This is a genomic window from Idiomarina tyrosinivorans (genome assembly GCF_003987475.1).
Lineage (GTDB): Bacteria > Pseudomonadota > Gammaproteobacteria > Enterobacterales > Alteromonadaceae > Idiomarina > Idiomarina tyrosinivorans.
In genome coordinates, this window is record NZ_PIQH01000004.1 from 119,956 (window position 1) to 139,881 (window position 19,926).

At 49.8% G+C, this 19,926-nt stretch carries 26 protein-coding genes; 22 read left to right on the forward strand and 4 right to left on the reverse strand.

Annotated features, from left to right (window positions below; all coding sequences use genetic code 11):
* Positions 1-14: 14 nt before the first annotated feature.
* The 4 genes from CWI84_RS05340 to CWI84_RS05355 all read left to right on the forward strand — a co-directional run bounded on the left by CWI84_RS05340 (position 15) and on the right by CWI84_RS05355 (position 4,970).
* Entirely contained in the window at positions 15-788 is a 774-nt protein-coding gene (locus CWI84_RS05340; RefSeq protein WP_126841542.1) for a ZIP family metal transporter, read from the forward strand.
* A gap of 70 nt (positions 789-858) precedes the next feature.
* The gene (locus CWI84_RS05345) at positions 859-1,833 is read left to right on the forward strand and encodes an MBL fold metallo-hydrolase (RefSeq protein WP_126841543.1); all 975 of its coding nucleotides are present in this window, start codon (positions 859-861) and stop codon (positions 1,831-1,833) included.
* A gap of 108 nt (positions 1,834-1,941) precedes the next feature.
* The gene (locus tag CWI84_RS05350) at positions 1,942-2,595 is read left to right on the forward strand and encodes a TetR/AcrR family transcriptional regulator (protein WP_126841544.1); all 654 of its coding nucleotides are present in this window, start codon (positions 1,942-1,944) and stop codon (positions 2,593-2,595) included.
* A 38-nt stretch (positions 2,596-2,633) separates the two neighbouring features.
* Positions 2,634-4,970 carry an acyl-CoA dehydrogenase gene (locus tag CWI84_RS05355; protein ID WP_126841545.1) on the forward strand — a complete coding sequence of 779 codons (2,337 nt, stop codon included), beginning with the start codon at positions 2,634-2,636 and terminating at the stop codon, positions 4,968-4,970.
* Between the two features lie 3 nt (positions 4,971-4,973).
* On the opposite strand, the gene CWI84_RS05360 is transcribed toward CWI84_RS05355, so the two are convergent.
* Entirely contained in the window at positions 4,974-6,287 is a 1,314-nt protein-coding gene (locus CWI84_RS05360) for a S41 family peptidase (RefSeq protein WP_126841546.1), read from the reverse strand.
* A gap of 96 nt (positions 6,288-6,383) precedes the next feature.
* Here CWI84_RS05360 and nagZ point away from each other — a divergent pair, with 96 nt between their 5' ends.
* Complete coding sequence (gene nagZ, locus CWI84_RS05365) at positions 6,384-7,388, forward strand: beta-N-acetylhexosaminidase (RefSeq protein WP_126841547.1); 1,005 nt, start codon at positions 6,384-6,386, stop codon at positions 7,386-7,388.
* Here nagZ and queC read toward each other — a convergent pair.
* The gene (gene queC, locus CWI84_RS05370) at positions 7,385-8,182 is read right to left on the reverse strand and encodes a 7-cyano-7-deazaguanine synthase QueC (RefSeq protein WP_275540937.1); all 798 of its coding nucleotides are present in this window, start codon (positions 8,180-8,182) and stop codon (positions 7,385-7,387) included. The two genes, nagZ and queC, sit on opposite strands and share 4 nt — an antisense overlap.
* Here queC and queE point away from each other — a divergent pair.
* The 14 genes from queE (at position 8,096) to CWI84_RS05440 (ending at position 17,519) form a co-directional block, all read left to right on the forward strand.
* Positions 8,096-8,767: a 7-carboxy-7-deazaguanine synthase QueE gene (gene queE, locus CWI84_RS05375; protein WP_126841549.1), complete on the forward strand. Its 672-nt coding sequence runs from the start codon at positions 8,096-8,098 to the stop codon at positions 8,765-8,767. The two genes, queC and queE, sit on opposite strands and share 87 nt — an antisense overlap.
* 78 nt (positions 8,768-8,845) lie before the next feature.
* The gene (locus CWI84_RS05380; protein ID WP_126841550.1) at positions 8,846-9,127 is read left to right on the forward strand and encodes a Flp family type IVb pilin; all 282 of its coding nucleotides are present in this window, start codon (positions 8,846-8,848) and stop codon (positions 9,125-9,127) included.
* On the forward strand, positions 9,127-10,383 hold the full coding sequence (locus tag CWI84_RS05385) for a hypothetical protein (protein WP_126841551.1): 1,257 nt from the start codon (positions 9,127-9,129) through the stop codon (positions 10,381-10,383). Before CWI84_RS05380 ends, CWI84_RS05385 begins: the two co-directional genes overlap by 1 nt.
* The gene (locus CWI84_RS05390) at positions 10,370-10,888 is read left to right on the forward strand and encodes a hypothetical protein (protein ID WP_126841552.1); all 519 of its coding nucleotides are present in this window, start codon (positions 10,370-10,372) and stop codon (positions 10,886-10,888) included. The genes CWI84_RS05385 and CWI84_RS05390 overlap by 14 nt, the downstream gene beginning before the upstream one ends.
* Positions 10,872-11,393, forward strand: coding sequence for a hypothetical protein (locus CWI84_RS05395; protein WP_126841553.1), 522 nt, complete (start codon positions 10,872-10,874; stop codon positions 11,391-11,393). The genes CWI84_RS05390 and CWI84_RS05395 overlap by 17 nt, the downstream gene beginning before the upstream one ends.
* Entirely contained in the window at positions 11,386-11,571 is a 186-nt protein-coding gene (locus tag CWI84_RS05400; RefSeq protein WP_126841554.1) for a hypothetical protein, read from the forward strand. The genes CWI84_RS05395 and CWI84_RS05400 overlap by 8 nt, the downstream gene beginning before the upstream one ends.
* A complete protein-coding gene (locus CWI84_RS05405) occupies positions 11,568-12,302 on the forward strand; it encodes an SAF domain-containing protein (RefSeq protein ID WP_126841555.1) in 735 nt (244 codons plus the stop codon). The genes CWI84_RS05400 and CWI84_RS05405 overlap by 4 nt, the downstream gene beginning before the upstream one ends.
* On the forward strand, positions 12,299-13,495 hold the full coding sequence (locus CWI84_RS05410) for a type II and III secretion system protein family protein (protein WP_126841556.1): 1,197 nt from the start codon (positions 12,299-12,301) through the stop codon (positions 13,493-13,495). The genes CWI84_RS05405 and CWI84_RS05410 overlap by 4 nt, the downstream gene beginning before the upstream one ends.
* Positions 13,496-13,498: 3 nt before the next feature.
* Positions 13,499-14,737, forward strand: coding sequence for a TadA family conjugal transfer-associated ATPase (locus CWI84_RS05415; RefSeq protein ID WP_126841557.1), 1,239 nt, complete (start codon positions 13,499-13,501; stop codon positions 14,735-14,737).
* Positions 14,737-15,579, forward strand: coding sequence for a type II secretion system F family protein (locus tag CWI84_RS05420; protein ID WP_126841558.1), 843 nt, complete (start codon positions 14,737-14,739; stop codon positions 15,577-15,579). Before CWI84_RS05415 ends, CWI84_RS05420 begins: the two co-directional genes overlap by 1 nt.
* Positions 15,576-16,355, forward strand: a complete 780-nt coding sequence (locus CWI84_RS05425; protein WP_126841559.1) for a type II secretion system F family protein — start codon at positions 15,576-15,578, stop codon at positions 16,353-16,355. Before CWI84_RS05420 ends, CWI84_RS05425 begins: the two co-directional genes overlap by 4 nt.
* 52 nt (positions 16,356-16,407) lie before the next feature.
* Entirely contained in the window at positions 16,408-16,743 is a 336-nt protein-coding gene (locus tag CWI84_RS05430; protein WP_157981000.1) for a DUF192 domain-containing protein, read from the forward strand.
* Positions 16,703-17,176: a tetratricopeptide repeat protein gene (locus CWI84_RS05435; RefSeq protein ID WP_126841561.1), complete on the forward strand. Its 474-nt coding sequence runs from the start codon at positions 16,703-16,705 to the stop codon at positions 17,174-17,176. The genes CWI84_RS05430 and CWI84_RS05435 overlap by 41 nt, the downstream gene beginning before the upstream one ends.
* A complete protein-coding gene (locus CWI84_RS05440) occupies positions 17,166-17,519 on the forward strand; it encodes a hypothetical protein (protein ID WP_126841562.1) in 354 nt (117 codons plus the stop codon). The genes CWI84_RS05435 and CWI84_RS05440 overlap by 11 nt, the downstream gene beginning before the upstream one ends.
* Here the strand turns inward: CWI84_RS05440 and smpB are convergent.
* Positions 17,516-17,995, reverse strand: coding sequence for an SsrA-binding protein SmpB (gene smpB, locus CWI84_RS05445; RefSeq protein WP_126841563.1), 480 nt, complete (start codon positions 17,993-17,995; stop codon positions 17,516-17,518). The genes CWI84_RS05440 and smpB overlap by 4 nt on opposite strands.
* A 104-nt stretch (positions 17,996-18,099) precedes the next feature.
* On the opposite strand from smpB, the gene CWI84_RS05450 reads away from it, so the two are divergent.
* The 3 genes from CWI84_RS05450 to sixA are packed head-to-tail and all read left to right on the forward strand — an operon-like array spanning position 18,100 to position 19,380.
* Positions 18,100-18,543, forward strand: coding sequence for a type II toxin-antitoxin system RatA family toxin (locus CWI84_RS05450; protein ID WP_126841564.1), 444 nt, complete (start codon positions 18,100-18,102; stop codon positions 18,541-18,543).
* Positions 18,536-18,901 (forward strand): RnfH family protein, encoded by a 366-nt coding sequence (locus CWI84_RS05455; RefSeq protein ID WP_126841565.1) that lies wholly within the window; start codon positions 18,536-18,538, stop codon positions 18,899-18,901. The genes CWI84_RS05450 and CWI84_RS05455 overlap by 8 nt, the downstream gene beginning before the upstream one ends.
* Positions 18,898-19,380 (forward strand): phosphohistidine phosphatase SixA, encoded by a 483-nt coding sequence (gene sixA, locus CWI84_RS05460; protein ID WP_126841566.1) that lies wholly within the window; start codon positions 18,898-18,900, stop codon positions 19,378-19,380. The genes CWI84_RS05455 and sixA overlap by 4 nt, the downstream gene beginning before the upstream one ends.
* Here the strand turns inward: sixA and smrB are convergent.
* Complete coding sequence (gene smrB / locus CWI84_RS05465) at positions 19,377-19,904, reverse strand: endonuclease SmrB (protein WP_126841567.1); 528 nt, start codon at positions 19,902-19,904, stop codon at positions 19,377-19,379. The genes sixA and smrB overlap by 4 nt on opposite strands.
* Between the last annotated feature and the right edge of the window lie 22 nt (positions 19,905-19,926).

The window sequence follows — 19,926 nt, forward strand, 5'->3', positions numbered from 1 at the left end:
CTAGCGAGGTACCCATGGGCACCGTAGTCACGGCTTTTCTGGCCAGTAGTTTTACTGGGTTATTGACCGTTGTTGGCGCGCTACCGGTGTTTTTGAGTAAACGCCCCTCTATTCGCAGTGAAAACCTATTACTCGGGTTTGCCGCGGGGGTCATGCTCGCAGCGTCTTTTTTCTCACTGATCATTCCGGCCATTGATATTGCCACTAAGCGCTATGGAGACGGCGTTATTCCGCCCACTATCGCGGTTTTAGGCGTGTTGCTGGGGGCGCTTTTTATTGCCGCGCTGGATAAAAATATTCCTCATGAACACTTTGTCGGTGGTCCAGAAGGCCCCAAAGCTAAGCGTTTATCCGGTATTTGGTTATTCATTATTGCGATTACTATCCACAATATTCCCGAAGGGCTTGCGGTTGGCGTCACCGCCGGCGTGGGCGATCGAGAGGCAATATCCGCCATTGCTATGGGGATTGGCTTACAAAACATCCCTGAGGGTTTAGCCGTTGCCGTGGGATTGGTAAGCGTAGGGTACTCTCGCGCTCGGGCGGTGTTGATTGCGACATTAACCGGCTTGGTTGAACCAATTAGTGGGACTTTTGGTGGCTGGTTCGTGAGCGTTGCCGAGCCGGTGTTGCCTTGGGGCTTATTGGTTGCCGCTGGGGCGATGATTTATGTCATTAGCCATGAAATCATTCCAGAAACCCATCGCCGTGGACACCACAGCTCGGCGACTGGAGGGCTGATGGTGGGCTTGGTTGTGATGTTATTTTTAGATGTGTGGTTAGGGTGATCTTTTCTATTCGTACAGCAATATTAGATAGTCACAGATTTCGTGAACAATAACATTCGAGAGGAACATCATGCGTAAGGGTATTTCGGCTTTACTTATCGCTACGGCGTTTGTCGCTGGCGGTTTTACTATTGCGACTCAGGCGCAAGAAACATCGGACGGGGCAATGACGGTTAAGCCTTCAGCGCCGGGCTTTTATCGAACCCGCGTGGGTGATATTGAAGTGACTGCGTTGTCAGACGGCACGGTAAAGCTACCAGTCGATAAATTGCTAGCCTTAGACAGTGATGAGGTGCAACAGCGGTTGTCTTGGTACTATCAGCAAGCGCCTTTAGAAACGTCCGTCAACGGCTATTTAATCAACACTGGCGATGAATTGATTTTGATTGATAGCGGTGCCGGTTCTTTGTTCGGTCCGACCCTGGGTTACTTAGCGAAGAATTTACAAGCCTCGGGTTACAGCACTGCCGATGTGGATAAAGTCTTTATTACTCACATGCACCCCGACCACCTAGGTGGGCTAGTAAATGAGGGTAAAGCGGTATTCCCCAATGCAACGGTATATGTTGAGCAACATGACGCAGACTTCTGGCTGAGCGAAGAAAAAATGGCACAGGCAGGAGAGGGTGACAAAGGCTTTTTCCAAGGCGCAATGGCCGCGGTCAAACCATACCAAGAAGCAGGACAGTTACAGACGTTTACCGCTCCTGCGCAACTCAGTGAACATGTACTGGCGCAAAAGGCCTATGGTCATACTCCGGGCCACACGGTTTACCAAGTAACCAGTGGTGGCGATAAGCTGGTGGTGATTGGTGATTTAATACACGTTGCCGGCGTACAGTTTGATGACCCGGCGGTGACGATTGCCTTCGACAGCAACCCAAATGAAGCTCGTCAAGCACGCTTAGCGGAATTTGCCGACGCGGCACGAAACGGATTCCGAATAGCTGGAGCTCACCTACAGTTCCCCGGCATTGGCCGTTTGCGCGTTGATAATAAAGGTTACCGTTGGATTCCGGTGAATTATTCACCGATGTGGAAGTAACCAAGCCACGGTAGCAAAACTGAAGGTGCAGGCGAGGCAATTACGCTTGCACCCTCACTCGCCATGAATTAAATTAAACGCACGTTTGAATTTAACTATGTGGTGAGCATGTCGGTAAAACGCTCAACAAAAGATAAAATTATTATTGCCGCGGAACGGTTGTTTGCTGAACATGGTTTTGAGCAAACATCATTGCGACAAATCACTGCCGAAGCCGAGGTTAACCTCGCCTCTGTGAATTACCATTTTGGCTCCAAAAAAGCTTTGATCCAAGCGGTCATGGCTCGTTATCTGCGCCACTTTATGCCAGCGCTGCAGCACCAGTTAACGGTGCTGGATAATCACTCTCAAATATCCAGTCTACTCATCTTTAAAGCGTTTCGTGAGCCATTGCATGGGTTGGTGGTGGTCAACCCTAAAGGTCCTGATATTTTCCTGCGGCTGTTGGGTTTCGCTTATGCGGAAATTCAAGGTCATTTGCGCAAATACACACAAGCTGAATTTGGTGATGTGCTGAGTCATCTGATGCAGTTGTTACACAAGGCCAATCCGAACTTGTCACCAGAAACGCTGTTCTGGCGTTTGCACTTTACCCTAGGCGCTACGGTATTTGCGCAGGTTTCAGGTAAAGCCTTAAAAGAGATCGCAGAGTCGGATTTTGGTGAAAAGGCGACAACCGAGACCATCATTGATCGGCTTATCCCCTATATTGCTGGTGGCTTAGATCAACCAGCAACGGTCATCGCTGAATCTCATTCTTGAACTACACTTAATGCAGAGTAAACGCTGCGGAGCTCGTTATGGAAATTTTGTTGTTATTAGTGGTTTTAGTCGTGGTTCTATTTGCGGTGAAAGATATTCGCCGTAATTTAATCACCCGTCCGGTTTTCGGCTTCTTTAAACGTGTGTTGCCGCCGATGTCGGCCACCGAGCGTGAAGCGATGGAAGCGGGAGATGTTTGGTGGGACGCCGAGTTATTTAGCGGTCGTCCAGATTGGCAAAAATTCTTGGCAATGACGCCTCCGCAGCTAAACCAGCGTGAACAAGATTTTGTCGATAATCAGTTGGCGAAATTATTGGATATGCTGGACGACTTTCGCATCGTTCAACAAGACCGTGATTTGCCCAAGGCGGTGTGGGATTACCTTCGCAAAGAACGCTTTTTTGCGATGATTATCAGCAGAGACTATGGCGGTTTGGATTTTTCGCCGGCAGCAAACTCTTATATTGTGTCGCGCATCGCTTCACGCTCTATCAGCGCAGCGGTCAGTGTCATGGTTCCCAATTCCCTAGGGCCGGGCGAATTGCTCAGCCATTACGGTACCTCGGAACAAAAGGATTATTGGCTGCCACGTTTAGCCGAAGGTAAAGACATTCCTTGCTTTGCCTTGACGGGGCCAGAAGCTGGCTCGGATGCCGGCGCGATACCCGATGAAGGTATCATCTGTAAAGGTGAACACGATGGCAAGGAAGTCGTGGGTATTCGATTAAACTGGGATAAGCGCTATATCACGTTAGCGCCAGTGGCGACAGTGTTGGGTCTGGCATTTAAGCTCTACGATCCTGATGGCCTGTTAGGTGATAAAAAGGCCTTAGGTATCACTTGCGCGTTAATCCCCACTGACCATTCTGGTGTTAAGCATGGCGACCGCCATTTTCCGTTAAACCAAGCCTTTATGAACGGAACGACATCTGGTGAGGACGTCTTTATTCCGTTGGAATGGATTATTGGTGGTATCGATTATGCGGGCAAGGGTTGGCGTATGCTGGTGGAATGTTTATCGGCTGGACGCGGTATCTCGTTACCGGCTTTAGCCACCGCAACAGGACATGTTACCCAGCGGATGACCGGTGCTTACAGTTACGTGCGCCAACAATTCGGCTTACCAATTGGTAAATTTGAAGGAGTTCAAGCGTCGATGGGGCAAATTGGTGGCCTCAACTATACCTTGGAATCTATGCGTCGGCTGACCATTACTGCGTTGTGTCAGGGGAAAAGCCCGTCGGTCGTCACCGCGATGACGAAATACCACATGACAGAAATGGGTCGGCAGGTGATGGACCATGCCATGGATGTGCATGCGGGTAAAGGGATTCAACTAGGGCCGAAAAACTACTTGGGTCATGGTTATATGGCAACGCCGGTATCGATTACCGTAGAGGGTGCCAATATCCTCACTCGCAATTTGATGATTTTTGGGCAGGGCGCTACTCGCTGCCACCCCTATGTATTAAAAGAAATGGATGCCGCCTCAAATAGTAATGTTGACGAAGGCCTAGCGCAGTTTGATCAGTTGCTGTTAAAGCATATGGGATTTGCCCTCAGTAACTGGGGCGCAACAATTGGACACGCGCTGACGAGCTCATGCTTTGCCGAAAAACCGGTTAGCGGTGAAACGGTCCGTTACTACCAACATTTGACCCGGTTTAGTCGTGCTTTAGCTTACACTGCCGATGTCGCGATGCTGACGTTAGGTGGCGATCTTAAACGCAAAGAAATGCTGTCGGCTCGGTTGGGGGATGTACTGAGTCATTTGTATATGGGCAGCGCGGTATTGAAGCGCTTTGAGGACGAGGGACGACAGGCTGCCGACCTAGCGTTTGTGCATTTTGCTCTGCAACGCCATTTGCATGAAATTGCTAAAGCGTTTAGCGGCTTTTTCGATAACTTACCCAACCGGGTTATGGCAACCTTGTTGCGCCTTTCGGTGTTTCCGTTAGGGAACCGTTTCAAAGCGCCTGCCGATGATTTGGCGCAACAGATCAGTGAAAGTATGATGGAGCCTGGTGTTACTCGAGATCGTCATACTTTCCTATGCTTCTGGAAAGATGATGAAAACGACCCAACTGGACACATGGAAAAGGCCTTCCTGGCGATGAAAGCGTTAGAGCCCGTTTATAAACGCCTTCAAAAGGCGCAAAAAAACGGTGATATCGCGGCCGACATTTATGGTGATGAGTTGGCAGCCGCGGCTTTAGAGGCTGAGCTTATCGACGCTGACACCGCGGAGCAGTTAAAAGACTGTGAGCGCTGGCGAATGGGGGCCATCGCGGTGGATAGCTTCGCCCCGGGCACCTTAGAAAAACAGAAGTTCTACAGCACCAGTAAACGGAAAACCAGCAGCGCCAAAAGTTAGCGGCTAGAACACCGTTTTACGTTTCTCGCGTAAGTTGTTGAGCGGTTGTGGTTGACGCTGTTGAGATTGTTGCTCAATAGCGTCTACCGCTGCTGAAGCTGGGCATTGGTTATTTTCCATATAGTAGTTAGCGGCTGCGGTTAGCGGATCCTGGTTGCTACCCCAATCGGCGACAATTTGGTCGGCAACATTGCAGGTTGGGGTTAACCCAGTAAAGTAATTGCCTTGCCCAGCACTATTAAACAGTGCGAAATTAATTTCGAATGTACGCTTATCGCAGATTTTGGTTGGCTCTTGGCCTACCGGTTTGCCGCAACTTTGGCTGCCAATATTGATCACATTAACGTGTGGCTTCAGGCTGTTAATAATTAATTCGCTAGCAGAGCAGGTAGCCCGGGTCGTCAAAACGTACACGGTATCGATGTTAAGCTGTTCAATGCCTTCGCCCAAATCAAAATCCAGCGTCGAATTTTTACTCGCGTTATTATCGTTGAACCGAAATTCGGCAAAGACCTTGCCTAATACGTTGTTGCCTGCGGCCTGAGTGGATGCCTGGTTAGCATATTGAATGTAACCACCGCCGTTATAGCGCACGTCGATAACCAGATGGTCGATGTTTTGTTGGGCTAATTGGTTGTATGCTTGATTGAGGTCATCACCGGTACGGCCGATAAAACTGTCTATGACGAAATAGCCTACTCGACTGTTATCGGCGAGCTGATAGGTTTGGGTCGCAAATACCGATTTTTGTTCGACTTGGGTTTTGGTTAATTCTGCAGTGATCTGGCTGCCATCGGGCTTCTGCCATGTTAACTCGCGACTGATACCCTCTTGATTAGGACCTAATGCGTCCTGATAGCGTCTTTCAGCAAGCAAGGTGGCGACGGCTTCACCTTCAATTTTAAGTAATTCATCGCCACGTGCTAGGCCGGCTTCGGCTGCTGGGCTGGAAGGGTAGTTATAGCGAATGAGTACGCGGTTATCATTGGTTTGTAGCGCTGAAAAGCCAAAACCATAATAGCTGGCATCAATAAACAATGATTGGTATTCATCTTCGGTAAGAATATAACTGTAGCGGTCTTGCGGGACTCGCAACGCCTCTAACACTTCTGCCATAGACTGGTATTGGCTTAAATCCAATTGCTGAGGCAATTGATCTGCCCAATAATAGTCTTGCTTCATGTGTTCAAAGAAGCGTTGCTTTTGATCAGCGACAGAGCACACTTCAACTGACGCGTTACTGTCAGTACCCGAACTGTCAGAACCGCAACCCGCAAGCGTGAGCAATGGCATCAACATTAGACCGTAACGAAACATAACGGGGCCCCTTGCAGAAAATTTAGTAAACCCTTGATGATAGATTAGGTTACATCTGGCACAATCAACGCACAAATAATTTACCGAGAAACCTTTATGAGTTGGCTAATGATTGACGTGGCTGGCACAACCTTAACAGCCGAAGATCGTGAATTACTGGCGCGTCCAGAAGTGGCTGGGGTGATTCTATTCAGTCGTAACTACGCCTCCTACCAACAGCTCACCGGGCTGGTAGAAGAGATGCGCCAAGCCTCTCCTGAGCCACTACTCATTGCTGTTGATCACGAGGGTGGAAGGGTGCAGCGTTTTCGCCAAGAGTTCTCTGCCATACCAGCAATGTCGGCGTTTGCAAACAGCAATTTAGCCGTCCAACAACAACTTACCGCAGCCACAGAGATGGGCTGGCTGATGGCCTCAGAAGTAAAGTCTGCCGGGATCGACATCAGCTTTGCGCCGGTACTCGACATTGATGCCGTCAGTGAAGTGATAGGTAACCGTGCGTTTGGCGCTGATGCCGATACCGTGTTGCCGTTAGCTAAGGCATTTATGGACGGCATGCACCAAGCAGGTATGGCGACCACCGGTAAGCATTTTCCCGGGCATGGGTCAGTGGCTGCGGATTCGCATATTGCCATTCCTGTTGATGAAAGGTGTTATGACGACATTGTCAGCACGGATATGAAGGTGTTTGCGAAGCTTGCAAATGTCCTCGATGCCGTGATGCCAGCGCATGTGATTTATCCGGCGGTCGATGATCAGCCAGCAGGCTTTTCAGAACGTTGGTTACAACAAGAGTTACGCCAGAAATTAGGTTTCTCTGGCGTCATATTTAGTGATGATTTATCGATGCAAGGTGCAACGGTGGTCGGCGATATCGGAGCGAGAGCTAAAGCCGCTTTGGCGGCAGGGTGCGATATGCTATTGCTTTGCAATGATCGTGCTGCAGTGAAACAGTTGTTAGCCACTACATCGCTCCGCGCTAATGAGCAGAGTCAACAGCGCCTGCAAAAGTTATATGGACAGCCTGCTAGCCCACTGGCGGACTTACAACGCTCGAGTCGTTGGCAACAAGCGCAGCAGTGGCTAAATCAGTTAGATTAAGCGTCTTCGTAAGGCAATGGATCGGTCGCACCATTATTACGGAATGCTTCTAGCCGTTCGTTGCATGCACCGCAGCGGCCGCAGGCTTTTTCGCGGCCGTTATAACAGGTCCACGTGGCACTGTAATCGAGCCCCATTGCCAGTCCAGCAGCGAGAATATCGTCTTTGCTCTGGGTTAAAAAGGGCGCTTCTACCGCGATAGGTTGGTAGTTGGCTAAGCGGCTAGCAACATCCATTTGCCGCACAAACTCAGGACGACAATCCGGATAGATGGCGTGATCACCTGAATGCGCGCCGTAGTAGACGGCTTCGGCCTCAATCGATGCGGCGTAGCCGATAGCAAGCGAGAGCAAAATCATGTTGCGGTTCGGTACCACGGTCGATTGCATTGAGGCTTCTTCGTAATGGCCCTCGGGAATCGCCATATCGTCGGTCAGAGAGCTCCCCTTAAGCAGTTGATTAATCGATGTAATATCAACGATTTTATGAGGAATTTCCAAATTTTCACAAACGCTACGAGCAACATCGAGCTCTTTGACGTGACGCTGACCGTAGTCAAACGATAGGGCATAGACCGATTTACCTTGCTGTAACGCGTGGTGCAGTACGGTAAATGAATCCATCCCACCGGAATAAATGACTACAACTTTTTGCGCCATGACTGACTCCTCTATATAATCGCCAAGCCTTATATAATATCGAAAATCATGAACTATCGCATTAACGAAATCTTTGAAACATTGCAGGGTGAAGGCGTCTTCACAGGCGTCCCAGCTATATTCGTGCGCCTGCAGGGTTGCCCAGTGGGTTGCCCATGGTGCGACACGCAGCATACCTGGAATACCGACGCAGATAAGCAAGTAGCTGTTGCTGAACTCGCCAAAAAAACGGCGGCGGATGATCGCTGGGCGGAACTGTCAGCGGATGATATCGTTGCTTGGTTTGAACGTAATGGCTATCGTGCTAAACATGTTGTCATTACCGGTGGCGAACCCGCGATGTTTGACCTTCAGCCATTAGCAGAGGTGTTGGAAAAGCGTGGTTATCGGTTACAAATTGAAACCAGCGGGACATTTCCTTTACAGGTATCTGCAGCCACTTGGGTGACCTTGTCGCCGAAATTGGATATGCCCGGTGGCTATTTGGTGCAACCGGAAAATATGCGCCGCGCCAACGAAATAAAACATCCTATTGCGATGCAAAAGCACATTGATGCGCTTGATCAACTACTACAACAATACCCAGTAGCGGATGATGTGGTGATTAGTTTGCAGCCCATCAGTCAGCGCCCCCGTGCGACCGAACTGGCGATTGCTACATGCATTGAAAGAGGTTGGCGTTTGTCAGTACAAATGCACAAATATCTTAATATTGAGTAAGCGATCGCGGTTTGGCCGCTGATCCGCTCAACCTTCTCTATACTCCTGCTTTCTTCGCCGATCAGCAGGAGTGTCAACATGTTTCAGCATTCAACGCAATTCACCCAACGCGGTCAAGGCATGACCGAATACATCATTATTGTTGCGTTAATCGCGGTTGCTGCCATTGGCGTTTACTCACTATTCGGAAAATCCCTACGCACTCAAGTTGCGGGGTTGGCTAAAGAAATCACCGGCCAATCGAGTAGCCAACAATTGAACCAAGCGCGCAATACCTCTCGCCGCGCCGCGACGGTTGCCAAACAAGACATTAATTTAGGTAACTACGACGACGCCACTGAACAAGGCAACGACGACTAATGCTTGGCGGCGCCGACTGGTACTGGCAAATACCCATAAAGCAACGCGGACAAGTGTTGATCCTAGGCTTGGCCGCGATGATTTTGCTGGCAACGTTGTTTTTTGGTGTAAGCAGTATGGGTCAACGCGTTCGCCAGCAGTGGTACATCCAAAATGTTGCAGACGATGCAGCTAGTAGTGCAGCGCTGCTAATGAGTCGGCAATTGAATTATCTGGCATTGAGTAACCGAGCCATTATCGGTAACCAGGTGGCTATCGCGCAATGGTTGGGCATTGCTAGTTGGGTGCAGATGGTGAAGGTATTGAGTCTGAATACCAGCTCTGCGGTTGCTTGGCTTCCCATAGCTAATACGGTGACCCGGGTGTTAGCAGGAATCATGACTGTTGTGAGTCAGGTTACCGATTTAGGCGTTCAAGCCGCTTCCGCATTGCACGCTGCGACCGTATCAGCATTATCCGCCTCGCAAATTGCTATGGTCGCCGCAGTCAATGCGTCGTTACCACGAACCATCGATGACATTGTGATTCAACATCAAAGCAATCTTACTGCGGATGTCTATCAAGGTTTGGGAATACTGCCGTTCCCGGTTGGGTGGTTGACCGCAGTTAAAATGAAAACCACGGCAAATCGTCAAGCGAGCAATGACTTTAAGCGCTGGACCCTCGCCAGCCGCGATCCCTTTAGTCGCCGAAGAACCTATACCGTGTTGGATTTTTTCGTGATTAAAATAGAGAAGGCTGGAGGGACCGAGTTGAAGTCGTTAGCGGGTGGCCGTTGGAATTGGTATGGATTAGATACCTTATCTTTTTTCTGGAACGATTTCGATTTTTTTGGAGACTCGTGGAACGAAAAACCATTAGGTGCAGGTTCACGCGCCAGCCGTAGCGCTTACTTTCAAAAATACGGAAGCTATGGCGATAGCTTCAAAATTAATAAGAAGGCCAGCAAAAGGGCGTATTGGCGTTATCACAAAGGGTTACCACCGCTGCAGTTGCCGTTTAGTTACTTTCGCCTAAATGCAAACCCCAACAGCATGAAACTCGCGGTTATCGTTAAGGTCACCGATCCAGCGACCCAGCAAACCAGCTTTGCCAAAGCTGAAACCGCATTTACTCGACCGAAACGGGTATTCCCACGACGTGACGGTAAACGTGAACAGGCCAACCTCTTCAACGCGCTATGGTTTCCACGACTGATCCCGTTATCCGCAAAAGATAAGCTTGCTTTGGCAGGAAAGCGTTATGTACAAAATTGAGTCTGGCCAAGCGTTGGTCGAGAGTACGTTGTTTTTCACTGTACTGATGTTGTTGTTGCTGAGTTTTCATCATGACTTGCTGCCAGCAACCAATAAGGCACAACAACAACTGGCGCAGGCACGCGCGGATATTTGGTCGTTAAAGCAACCGCCGAAGAGTCAAAATAGCGAATCTTATGCGTTCAACCGTGCTGCAGGAGTCGTGATTAGACCGATTAATACACTCAGTAGCCGTGATGCCAAACTGTCATTAAAGAATCTCCGCCAAGTCACAGATAAGCAGCGGGTCGGACGCTTTGCTATGGCACGGTTAACCGATGATTGGGGCGTCATACGGCTCGCCGATTTGCGTCAGCGGCCCTCTGGTTGGGTGCCTAGTAAGGCGCTGAGTAGCGGGTTTTTTAGTAAAGTTCAGTATGTGATTAGTTTGTTACCGTTTGCCGATGAGTTTCGCGCTAGCTCGCTGAAATGGGGGTGGATTGATCCCAATGTTGTTCCTGAATGACGTTCCAGCAACTCTACAAGTCTGGGAGTGGCAATCCTGGCAGACGGAGAACTTGTTAACGAGTCAGCTTTGGTATTTAACGCCAGGGCAGGAGCTGACACTTAAGCAACTGCAACAGCATTTTCCTGATTGTCCTCAACCTCAGGCACAGGTGTGGGTGTGCATGATTGACCAGCAGTTGTGGTCAATTATGAAACACCAAGACGGGCAATGGTGGCTAATGCGCTTGAGTAACTCCCCAGTATCTCAGCAAATTACTCGCGGTGTGCTTGGTGTCCGCTTGATGGCTTCAAGCAACGACCAACAACAGGTCACTCTATGGACCAGCCGGCGCTCACTTGCTCGTTTGTTAAGCGCGCTACAGTTTCGCTTTGGCCAGGATATTAGTGCCATTCATCGACCAACGCCTAAACAGGCGTTTATCGAGTTTAACGATGGCGCGATGTTGACGATTGAGCAGCAAGCGCAGCAAACCATCTCCGTTTGGTATCAACCAGATGTCTGAACACGGGCAAGCAATGACCGAGTGGCTACTGGCTATGACACTCTTGGCTGTGGTCTTTTGGTTACCGATAAACGGTCAGCCAATACTGCAATGGCTTATGAATCTTGGCAGTCAGGTTCAAAGCTATTTTTCCAATCTATTGAATAATTTGAGTTTTTTACCCGGGGTGGGACTTTGAAGCTGGATAAAAAGACCATTGTCGTTATTATTCTTAGTCTGCTAATGACCGCTGTAGTTTGGTATTTAGCGGCGGGCTACGTTAATACTGAGACGGCTAGGCGGTTGGCCCAACAAAAAACGCCTACGCTAGCCATCATTGTTGCCGCTGCAAATCTGCCAGAAGGGACTCTGCTGTCCCAACAAAACCTTGCCGTCCGTGAATTTCCTCGCGACTTGGTTTCAGCAACATGGTTTGCGGCAGAGGATGCTGGGGCTATTGTCGGCACCGAACTCGGGTTTGCGATTAATGCTGGAGACCCGATTCCCCAGACCGCCGTTTTAGCCATTGACCAGCAGTCGCTTTCTCGGCGGTTACCAAGTAATCAGGTAGCCATTTCGGTGGCGTTAGATGAACGCCAAATTCCGGCTCAACAGCTAAGAGTTGGCGACAAGGTTGATCTGGCTTTTGTCGCTGACGACGGTAAGCGATTGAGTGCGGTGTTTGAATCGTTAACCATTCTGCTCATCACGGGTCAAGACTCGGCCAGCAGCGATGGCGCCTATCAACAACCAGCACTGGTTCTTGCCGTGCCGACTTCCGCTGCTCCATTATTTTCGCTATTTAGCCAGGCGCGTGCAGTGATCTGGTTGCAATCGAGCGCAACGCAACGTTCCACGATTCGCTGGCAGGCCGCATCGCCAGGTATTCAAGTTCAGCGCCTAGAGGATTTACTGGAGGTTCACCAATGATGCGTAGAGTGCTGTTTGCCGCGATACTATTTTGTTGCGTGACAAATACCATGGCAAACGAGCTGTTACAGCGAGAGCTGAGCTTAACGGTTGGCGAAAGCCGTGTATTAACAATGACTTCAGGGGCTGATATCACTGTGGTTGATTCAACCTTGATTAATGTAGTCGCGATAACATCAAACAGGTTATTGGTGCGTGCTTTAAAGCCGGGAACGACAGCATTTTTTAGCGCCGCACCAAATCACGCATTAACCCGTTGGCAGGTCACGATTAATGCCGCAGTAGCGCCCCAACTGACTCAACAAATCAACGCGTTACGTCAGTCGGAGCAGCACCTAGCAGTGAAAAATCAAGGTGAACTCCTGGTATTAACAGGGCAGGTATCTGCAGCAGCAATGGCGGTTATAGAGAGCTTAGAAAAGCGCTATCCCACGCTACTCAATAAGGCGAGTGTGCTGGCACCAGAGCGCCAGATGATTGAGTTAAATGTGCAAATTATTGAGGTCAAGCGACAACAGATTGATGCGCTTGGTGTGCAGTGGCAACGAATAATTAACGGTCCTTTGATCGCGTTCGGAGGGCAGTCTAGCGCTGGTTGGCAAGGGCAAATCGACTCGCAGATTCAGCTCATGCAAGAGCGTGGGGTTGCGAAGATATTGGCCAATCCAGTGTTGACCACGCAAAGCGGGGAAAAGGCTGGATTTCTTGCCGGCGGTGAAGTACCGATTCCGCAAATCGCCGAGGATGGTAGAACCGACGTAAGCTACAAGCCTTATGGAATATCACTAGAGATCAAACCGCAGCTGACACCTCAAGGCCAAATCGTCAGTACCATCAACGCCGAGGTCAGTAACCTCGACCCAGCGGTCAGTGTAGCAGGTGTACCCGGTTTACTGACTAGGAAAAGCCAAGCGGTAGTGACAAGTGAATCTGGTGAACGGGTGATGTTGTCTGGCTTATTAAGCGACGATCACGGAGACACTGACGAGCGTGTCCCCGGGCTGGCTGATATTCCAGCCGTTGGTGCTGCATTCACTATGCGCCAACAACGTCGCCAGCAAACCGAGTTACTGGTGATGGTGACTGCGATCACGGTTAAAGACAGACAACAGCAACAACAGCGGTTAACGACGTTGACCGCGGAACGCAGCCAATGGCAGAACGATGCCACCTGCACAGGTATGGAGGAATAACTCATGGAAGAACAACGGCAACAACTGCAAACCATTCTGAGAGAGTATTTGGATCAACACGATCCGGTTGTCGCCCGCCTTGATGAACAGCAACTTAAGCAGCATGCGATCGCGTATTTGCAGAGCTTGACGCCGACACAAAATAAAGCGAACGGCGTCGAAGATGAGCAGTACTGGCAACAAATGATCAGCGATGTGGTAGGGGAAGCTATCGGTTTGGGGCCGTTAGAAAGCTTATTACAACAGTCCGAAATTTCGGAAATTATGGTCAATCGTTATGACCGTATTTTTATTGAAAAGGAGGGGCGGCTACAGCGCAGTTCCGCATGCTTTAGCGATGAAGCAGCACTGCGTCGTGCGATTGATCGAATTGTCTTACCCTTAGGGCGTCATATTGATGAAGCCTCACCAATGGTTGATGCACGGCTTGCCGATGGCTCCAGAATGAACGCCGTGTTAGCCCCCCTCGCGATGTCAGGAAGTTGTTTAACCATCCGTAAATTCAGTCCGAAACCATTGTCGTTAGAGGATCTGGTTCGTTCCGGAAGCCTTAGCGCAAGTGCCGCGGAATTTTTGACTATTGCAGTGCAGTGCCGGCAAAACGTCATTATCTCCGGTGGCACAGGAACTGGAAAAACAACCTTATTAAATACACTATCGGCGCAGATCCCCGAACACGAACGACTCATTACGATTGAGGACGCTGCTGAACTTCAGCTTCAGCACGACAACCTGATTGGCTTGGAAACGCGCCCCAAAAACCAAGAGGGCAACGGCGAGATCGGTATTCGTCAGTTAGTGATAAATGCATTACGCATGCGTCCTGATCGTTTGATCGTTGGCGAGTGCCGCGGTGCCGAAGCGCTTGATATGTTACAGGCTATGAATACTGGGCATGACGGTTCTTTGAGTACAGTGCATGCGAATAACGCGCGCGATGCGGTGCGGCGATTGGAGGTAATGGTATTGATGAGTGGTCTTGACCTGCCGGTGACGGCGATTCGGCAACAGATTGCTAGCGCGGTAAACCTCATCATTCAAATTGCTCGCCGGCATGACGGCAAGCGCATTGTTACTGGCATTCATGAGGTGACTGGTATTGACGGCGATACGCTGCAAATCGCCGCGTTGTTCGAGCGTTCACAGCTGCAACAAGCGTTAACACATTGCGGTGTGCCAGCATCATTCGCGATGCGCCAACCGGAAACCGTGCAGCGTGCCTTGCAGCAGTGCTTTAGCTGATGTTTTGGATATTTATTCTAGCGGTATTAATGACTGCTTTGTTGTGGGGCTTTTTGATCGGACAAATAAAACGCCGCCACGTACAACAGCTGGCTGGCAGGATCGAGCAAGGGACACAACGCTCGCTGGAAGAGTTCTTTCTGTTTTTACCAGTGAAAACACTGGTCCGTGGCTGGTTAGCAGCAACGGGGCTTGGCGTTTTGCTGATGGGTTTTTTTAACCCTCTCTACGCGCTCTTGATTGCTGCTGTTGGGTTAATTGGACCGCCATTACTCTATCGTTGGTTTCTCAAGCGCCGGCACCGCAAGGTGCAGCAACAGTTGGGTGGGTTTTTGATGATGATGAGCAATCAATTGCGAACGGGAGTGAGTATGGCTGCAGCAATAACGGAACTCAATCAGGAGCTCAAGGGGCCGCTCGGGCAGGAAATTAGCGAGGTTATTCGCAACGTAAAGTTAGGCGTACCGCTGGAGCAAGCACTGACCCGCTGGCAACGGCGGGTACCGGTGTTTTCGGTGAGAATGGTCGTACAGGCATTGGTGTTGGGATTACGCAGTGGTGGACAACAATCGGCTTTACTGCGGCAAATTGCGGAAAACTTACAGCAGCAACAACAACAGCGTGACCGCCAAGAAGCGCTGTCAGCGCAGGCAAGAATGCAAGCTCGGGTGTTGATGTGCCTTCCCATAGTGTTGTTCCTGTTAATTCGCACAATACAGCCGCAACATGCAAACGTGCTGCTAAATACTTGGCCTGGAAGGATAGTGATTATGCTCTCTGGGGTATTGATGCTGATTGGCTATTTAATGATGCGCCGGATTTTGTATAGCGACGATCAATGAAAGCACTTCTACTCGTAGCCGTTTGGGCCAGTTGTCTATTGTCGGTTTGGTTGTTCATTCAGTTATGGCGCTGGCTGGCAATCATGTCTCTGCTACAAAGGGGAGCCGACCGGTTATGGTGGCGTCTACCCGCAACGCTGCGCTGGTATTTATGTTGCTTCTGGAATTGTGCAATCAATAGCGAGCGGGCGCGGCAGTTGTGGTTAAAACATTTACTCGCCTTACTGGTTTTAGGTTTGGCGCAGGTATACGACTTAGGACTACTAGCAATGTTTATCGGCTTGAGTTTGTTAGGTTTTTCCGCTCGAGGTCATCGTCGTTGGCAACTGTCTCGGCGCCGTATTGCCAGAGAATTACCGGACTTTTGTGATTTGCTGACCATGATGATGGCGGCCGGGGTACCGTTAATACCCGCATTGCAACGTGTATCGCAGGCTTGTGGTGGCGGGACATTAGCGCGCGAAGTGGAGACGATTTCTGCGCGCTTGCGGCAAGGCTATGATCTCGAGGAGGCAAGCCAACCAATGGTTACCCGTTACCGTTTAAGCATCCTCAACGAATGGCAAGCGTTGTTAGTGAGGGGTCATCGGCAGGGGGGAAGCTTAACCCAGACATTGACGTATTTTTCTCAACAATTGCGCCATCAACAGCTTCACGACGCAGAGAAAAAAGCGCAAGAGGCGCCAGTGAAGCTGTTGTTCCCATTACTGAGTTGCTTTTTTCCGATTAACTTTTTGATCATCTTGGGCCCGATCGCGATCGGCTTTTTTCTCTAACAGGTAAGGTGTTATGCAGGGAGCACAAACGTTGTGGCCACGAGCCACACTAATGAAACAATTCAGTCAGCGCTTGATTGGCTTGATAGGACGACAACATCTGCATGCCGACGAAGCATACTGGTTTCCCTATTGTAGAGCGATTCATACCTTTGGTATGCAACAACCGTTAGATCTGATTGCCGTGGATAAAGGCATGCAGATTGTCGCGGTCGAGCGCTTTGTCTTACCCAATCGAAGTTGTCGTTTTCGCGGCGCTTACGGTGTTATAGAGACACTCGCTGGCTGCTACTGGCCGTTAGAGCATTGGATAGGAAGAGTCTTGACGATTGAACAAGGAGGTTCAGATGAGAGCAATAGTTGCCGTATTGATTTGTGTGAGCGTTAGTAGCTGTTCTCTGGCGCGTCCGATCAACATCGATCATTCGGCGTTGCCTGAGGCAAAAAACTGGTACCGCCAAGGCGACTTGGACAGCGCTGAGAGCGTATTGCTACAGCTGCAGAGAAAGCAGCAAGGTTCAGCTGAAAGTGATTTTTTATTGGCAAATATTTATTTTCGTCAGCAGCGCTTAGCGGCGGCAAAAAAGCAATATGAAAGAGTGTTAGCACAACAATCTAACCATCAGCGGGCTTGGCACAATCTTGCCTTGACGCAATTACGCTTGACTACTGACACTTTAATGCGAGCCCGAGTGGCACTAATGCAGTTACCTGAGGCAGACCAGCAACTGTTACAAGTGTTGCTTAAGTTGCAGCGAATTCCGTCCCAGACCAAAAGCCAAGCGCCCATTACCGAACACCAGAGCGATTATGCCTTTTAGCTTCGTGACCTTTCTGCTGTGTTTAATTTTATTGCTGCAGCCGAGTTTTGGACAACAACAATGGCATGCGCTTTACCGGGTGCAACAGCAGCAGTTTTTGGCGCTAGCGCTGCCGGTGCAACTCAATTACTGGTGGCAAAACTGTCAGCGACTGAACCCAGAGCGGTCTTATTGGCAAGTGGCGGAGAGCGGCAATTCGTTAACGTTTACCCTAAAGCAAGGGTCGGTGACCGGAGCGATTGCGGTACAAAACGCCATTCGACAGCGTTATTCAGGTTTGCTCGTCCAACGGCAGGGCAGTACGCTGGCGCTGGTGATTAGCAAACCTGCTCAGTGCAGTTAACGATTAGCGTTTTTCATTATACGGGATTTTTGTCGTTGCCAGTCACGAGCTTTGATGGTATCTCGCTTGTCGTGGGATTTCTTACCCTTGGCGAGATAAAACTCTAATTTAACCCAGCATTTCTTCCAATACATGGCGGTCGCGACGATGGCGTAGCCCTCTCGATCAGAAGCGCCGATGAGTTTATCAAGTTCACGTCGCTTAAGTAGCAACTTACGGCTACGGTCTGGCTCGCAGTAAACATGGCTAGAGGCTTGGCTTAGCGGCTGGATTTCTGCGCCAAATAGATAGGCCTCGCCATCTTTTATGATCACGTAGCTATCGCGCAGGTTAACCTTACCCTCTCGAATGCTTTTGACCTCCCAGCCTTGCAGGCTAAGGCCGCCTTCAAACTTATCTTCGAGAAAGTACTCATGCCGCGCCTTTTTATTTAGCGCGATGGTTCCAGTATTATTCGGTGATTTTTTTTTGCTCATGGCGCGTATTATACCGATGAAAAGCGAAAAGAAAATTGCTTTTCAGGGCTTCATTGAATGGCAACATGCGTTATCATTCGCACAAACCGATCATTGGGTAGATCATGGCAAGCATAGAAAGAAGTGCTTTGGTGTCTTACACGCCAGAGCAAATGTTTGAACTGGTAAACGACATCGAAAGCTATCCACAGTTTGTTCCGGGCTGTGTCGGAGCCTCTGTGCAACAAGACAATGGTGGCAGTAAGGTTGCGACCTTAGATATTGCCAAGGCCGGTATCAAGAAATCATTCACCACACGCAATACGCTAATGCGTCCCGAGCGCATTGACATGACGCTGGTTGATGGTCCTTTCAAATCGCTGGGTGGTGGATGGCAATTTGTTGCGCTTGGCGATGAAGGGTGCAAAATTGTGTTTAAGTTAGAATTCGAGTTTGCCAGTAAGTTACTCGGCATGGCGTTCGGTAAAATTTTTAATGAAATCACCGCCAAAATGGTCGAGGCCTTTGTAAAACGGGCAAATCAGGTTTATGGGGCGGAAAATGTCTGAAGCCATGATTCAGGTGGAAGTTGCGTATGCGACACCCGCAGCACAAAAAATAATTGCGCTAAGGGTGGCTGCGGGCACCTCGGTGCAGGCTTGCATAGAGCGCTCTGGGATTACTCAGCATTTTCCAGAAATTGATCTTAATGAACAAAAAGTCGGGATTTGGAGCAAAGCGTGTAAGCTAGACGCCGAGCCCCGCGATGGTGACCGCATTGAAATCTATCGTCCGCTAATTGCTGATCCCAAGGCGGTTCGGAAACGGCGAGCAGAAAAAGCCAAAGCTGAGGGAAAAGCGGATAAAGTGACTGGTGGACGTCCAAATCCACGGCGAGCAAAAGCCGACGAGGAGTCGCCGTCGTGAAATTATTTATCATGCGCCATGGCGAGGCAGAGCCTGATAGTGTTGACGGCTACGATAATACGCGGAGACTAACAGCGCTGGGTGAGCGTGAAGTGCGAGAATCCGGTGCTTGGTTCGCTGAACATTTTGGTGCGGTAGATTGCGCCTTTGTCAGTCCATATTTGCGCGCGCAACAAACTGCCGATGTGGTAAGCGAACAGTGGCAACTGAAACAGCGCCAGACAGTGGATACCATTACGCCCGATGCTGACGTTGACAGCGTGGTGAGTTGGCTGATGGCGGAAGCCGCAGTGCATGGCTTTGAACAGTTATTGTTAGTTTCACACATGCCGTTGGTGAGCTACCTTGTCAGTGCCCTAGATGCTCGCGTCGCACCACCCATTTTCCCAACTGCTGGCGTTGCGGTTATTGACGTTGATGTGAATGTCAACCGCGGTTGTTTCCAACGCTTGGTGTCGACTGACGCGCTGCAGCGTTAATCGCCGACCCTTACTAATATTAGCAGCGCTGCATCTCCTCCAAGAGCCCGTGGGGCAGTATGAAATGCCTCGACCTGAGGATGCTGCACAAGCCAATTGGGAATTTGCCGTTTCAGCACTCCCTTACCATGACCATGTAAAATACTACAACACCGAATTCGCTCGTTAACGCAGGCATGCAGCAACGCGAGTACTTCGGGTTTTGCTTGCGCTTGAGTAAAGCCATGTACATCCAACAGTAATTCGGGAGCAAAATCGCCGCGACTTAATCGTTTTAGAAGATGTGAATCTGAGCCTTCGGCCAAGTAAGTCGGTTTCTCATCTGGGAAGTGAGCTTCAAAATTATCCGACAGCAAATTATCCGCGGAGTTAATTTGTCGCTGTTGTTTGTCGTCTTCGGCGCGCCGTTTAGACAGCGGTTGTTTGTCGAACACAACCTTGTCTTGGGTAAGAGGTTGCACATCGTCAAATAACTCTGCAAAAGTTTGCTCAGGGGCACTGTCTGGAAATGATTTATCTCGCATTTAAGATGATCCTTGCGGCGTA

Bases quoted from the DNA above. Each gene is read 5' to 3' on its own strand.
- CWI84_RS05340 (WP_126841542.1), top strand. From the start codon at position 15: ATGGGCACCGTAGTCACGGCTTTTCTGGCCAGTAGTTTTACTGGGTTA.
- CWI84_RS05345 (WP_126841543.1), top strand. From the start codon at position 859: ATGCGTAAGGGTATTTCGGCTTTACTTATCGCTACGGCGTTTGTCGCT.
- CWI84_RS05350 (WP_126841544.1), top strand. From the start codon at position 1,942: ATGTCGGTAAAACGCTCAACAAAAGATAAAATTATTATTGCCGCGGAA.
- CWI84_RS05355 (WP_126841545.1), top strand. From the start codon at position 2,634: ATGGAAATTTTGTTGTTATTAGTGGTTTTAGTCGTGGTTCTATTTGCG.
- CWI84_RS05360 (WP_126841546.1), bottom strand. From the start codon at position 6,287: ATGTTTCGTTACGGTCTAATGTTGATGCCATTGCTCACGCTTGCGGGT.
- nagZ (WP_126841547.1), top strand. From the start codon at position 6,384: ATGAGTTGGCTAATGATTGACGTGGCTGGCACAACCTTAACAGCCGAA.
- queE (WP_126841549.1), top strand. From the start codon at position 8,096: ATGAACTATCGCATTAACGAAATCTTTGAAACATTGCAGGGTGAAGGC.
- CWI84_RS05380 (WP_126841550.1), top strand. From the start codon at position 8,846: ATGTTTCAGCATTCAACGCAATTCACCCAACGCGGTCAAGGCATGACC.
- CWI84_RS05385 (WP_126841551.1), top strand. From the start codon at position 9,127: ATGCTTGGCGGCGCCGACTGGTACTGGCAAATACCCATAAAGCAACGC.
- CWI84_RS05390 (WP_126841552.1), top strand. From the start codon at position 10,370: ATGTACAAAATTGAGTCTGGCCAAGCGTTGGTCGAGAGTACGTTGTTT.
- CWI84_RS05395 (WP_126841553.1), top strand. From the start codon at position 10,872: ATGTTGTTCCTGAATGACGTTCCAGCAACTCTACAAGTCTGGGAGTGG.
- CWI84_RS05400 (WP_126841554.1), top strand. From the start codon at position 11,386: ATGTCTGAACACGGGCAAGCAATGACCGAGTGGCTACTGGCTATGACA.
- CWI84_RS05410 (WP_126841556.1), top strand. From the start codon at position 12,299: ATGATGCGTAGAGTGCTGTTTGCCGCGATACTATTTTGTTGCGTGACA.
- CWI84_RS05415 (WP_126841557.1), top strand. From the start codon at position 13,499: ATGGAAGAACAACGGCAACAACTGCAAACCATTCTGAGAGAGTATTTG.
- CWI84_RS05420 (WP_126841558.1), top strand. From the start codon at position 14,737: ATGTTTTGGATATTTATTCTAGCGGTATTAATGACTGCTTTGTTGTGG.
- CWI84_RS05425 (WP_126841559.1), top strand. From the start codon at position 15,576: ATGAAAGCACTTCTACTCGTAGCCGTTTGGGCCAGTTGTCTATTGTCG.
- CWI84_RS05430 (WP_157981000.1), top strand. From the start codon at position 16,408: ATGAAACAATTCAGTCAGCGCTTGATTGGCTTGATAGGACGACAACAT.
- CWI84_RS05435 (WP_126841561.1), top strand. From the start codon at position 16,703: ATGAGAGCAATAGTTGCCGTATTGATTTGTGTGAGCGTTAGTAGCTGT.
- CWI84_RS05440 (WP_126841562.1), top strand. From the start codon at position 17,166: ATGCCTTTTAGCTTCGTGACCTTTCTGCTGTGTTTAATTTTATTGCTG.
- smpB (WP_126841563.1), bottom strand. From the start codon at position 17,995: ATGAGCAAAAAAAAATCACCGAATAATACTGGAACCATCGCGCTAAAT.
- CWI84_RS05450 (WP_126841564.1), top strand. From the start codon at position 18,100: ATGGCAAGCATAGAAAGAAGTGCTTTGGTGTCTTACACGCCAGAGCAA.
- CWI84_RS05455 (WP_126841565.1), top strand. From the start codon at position 18,536: ATGTCTGAAGCCATGATTCAGGTGGAAGTTGCGTATGCGACACCCGCA.
- smrB (WP_126841567.1), bottom strand. From the start codon at position 19,904: ATGCGAGATAAATCATTTCCAGACAGTGCCCCTGAGCAAACTTTTGCA.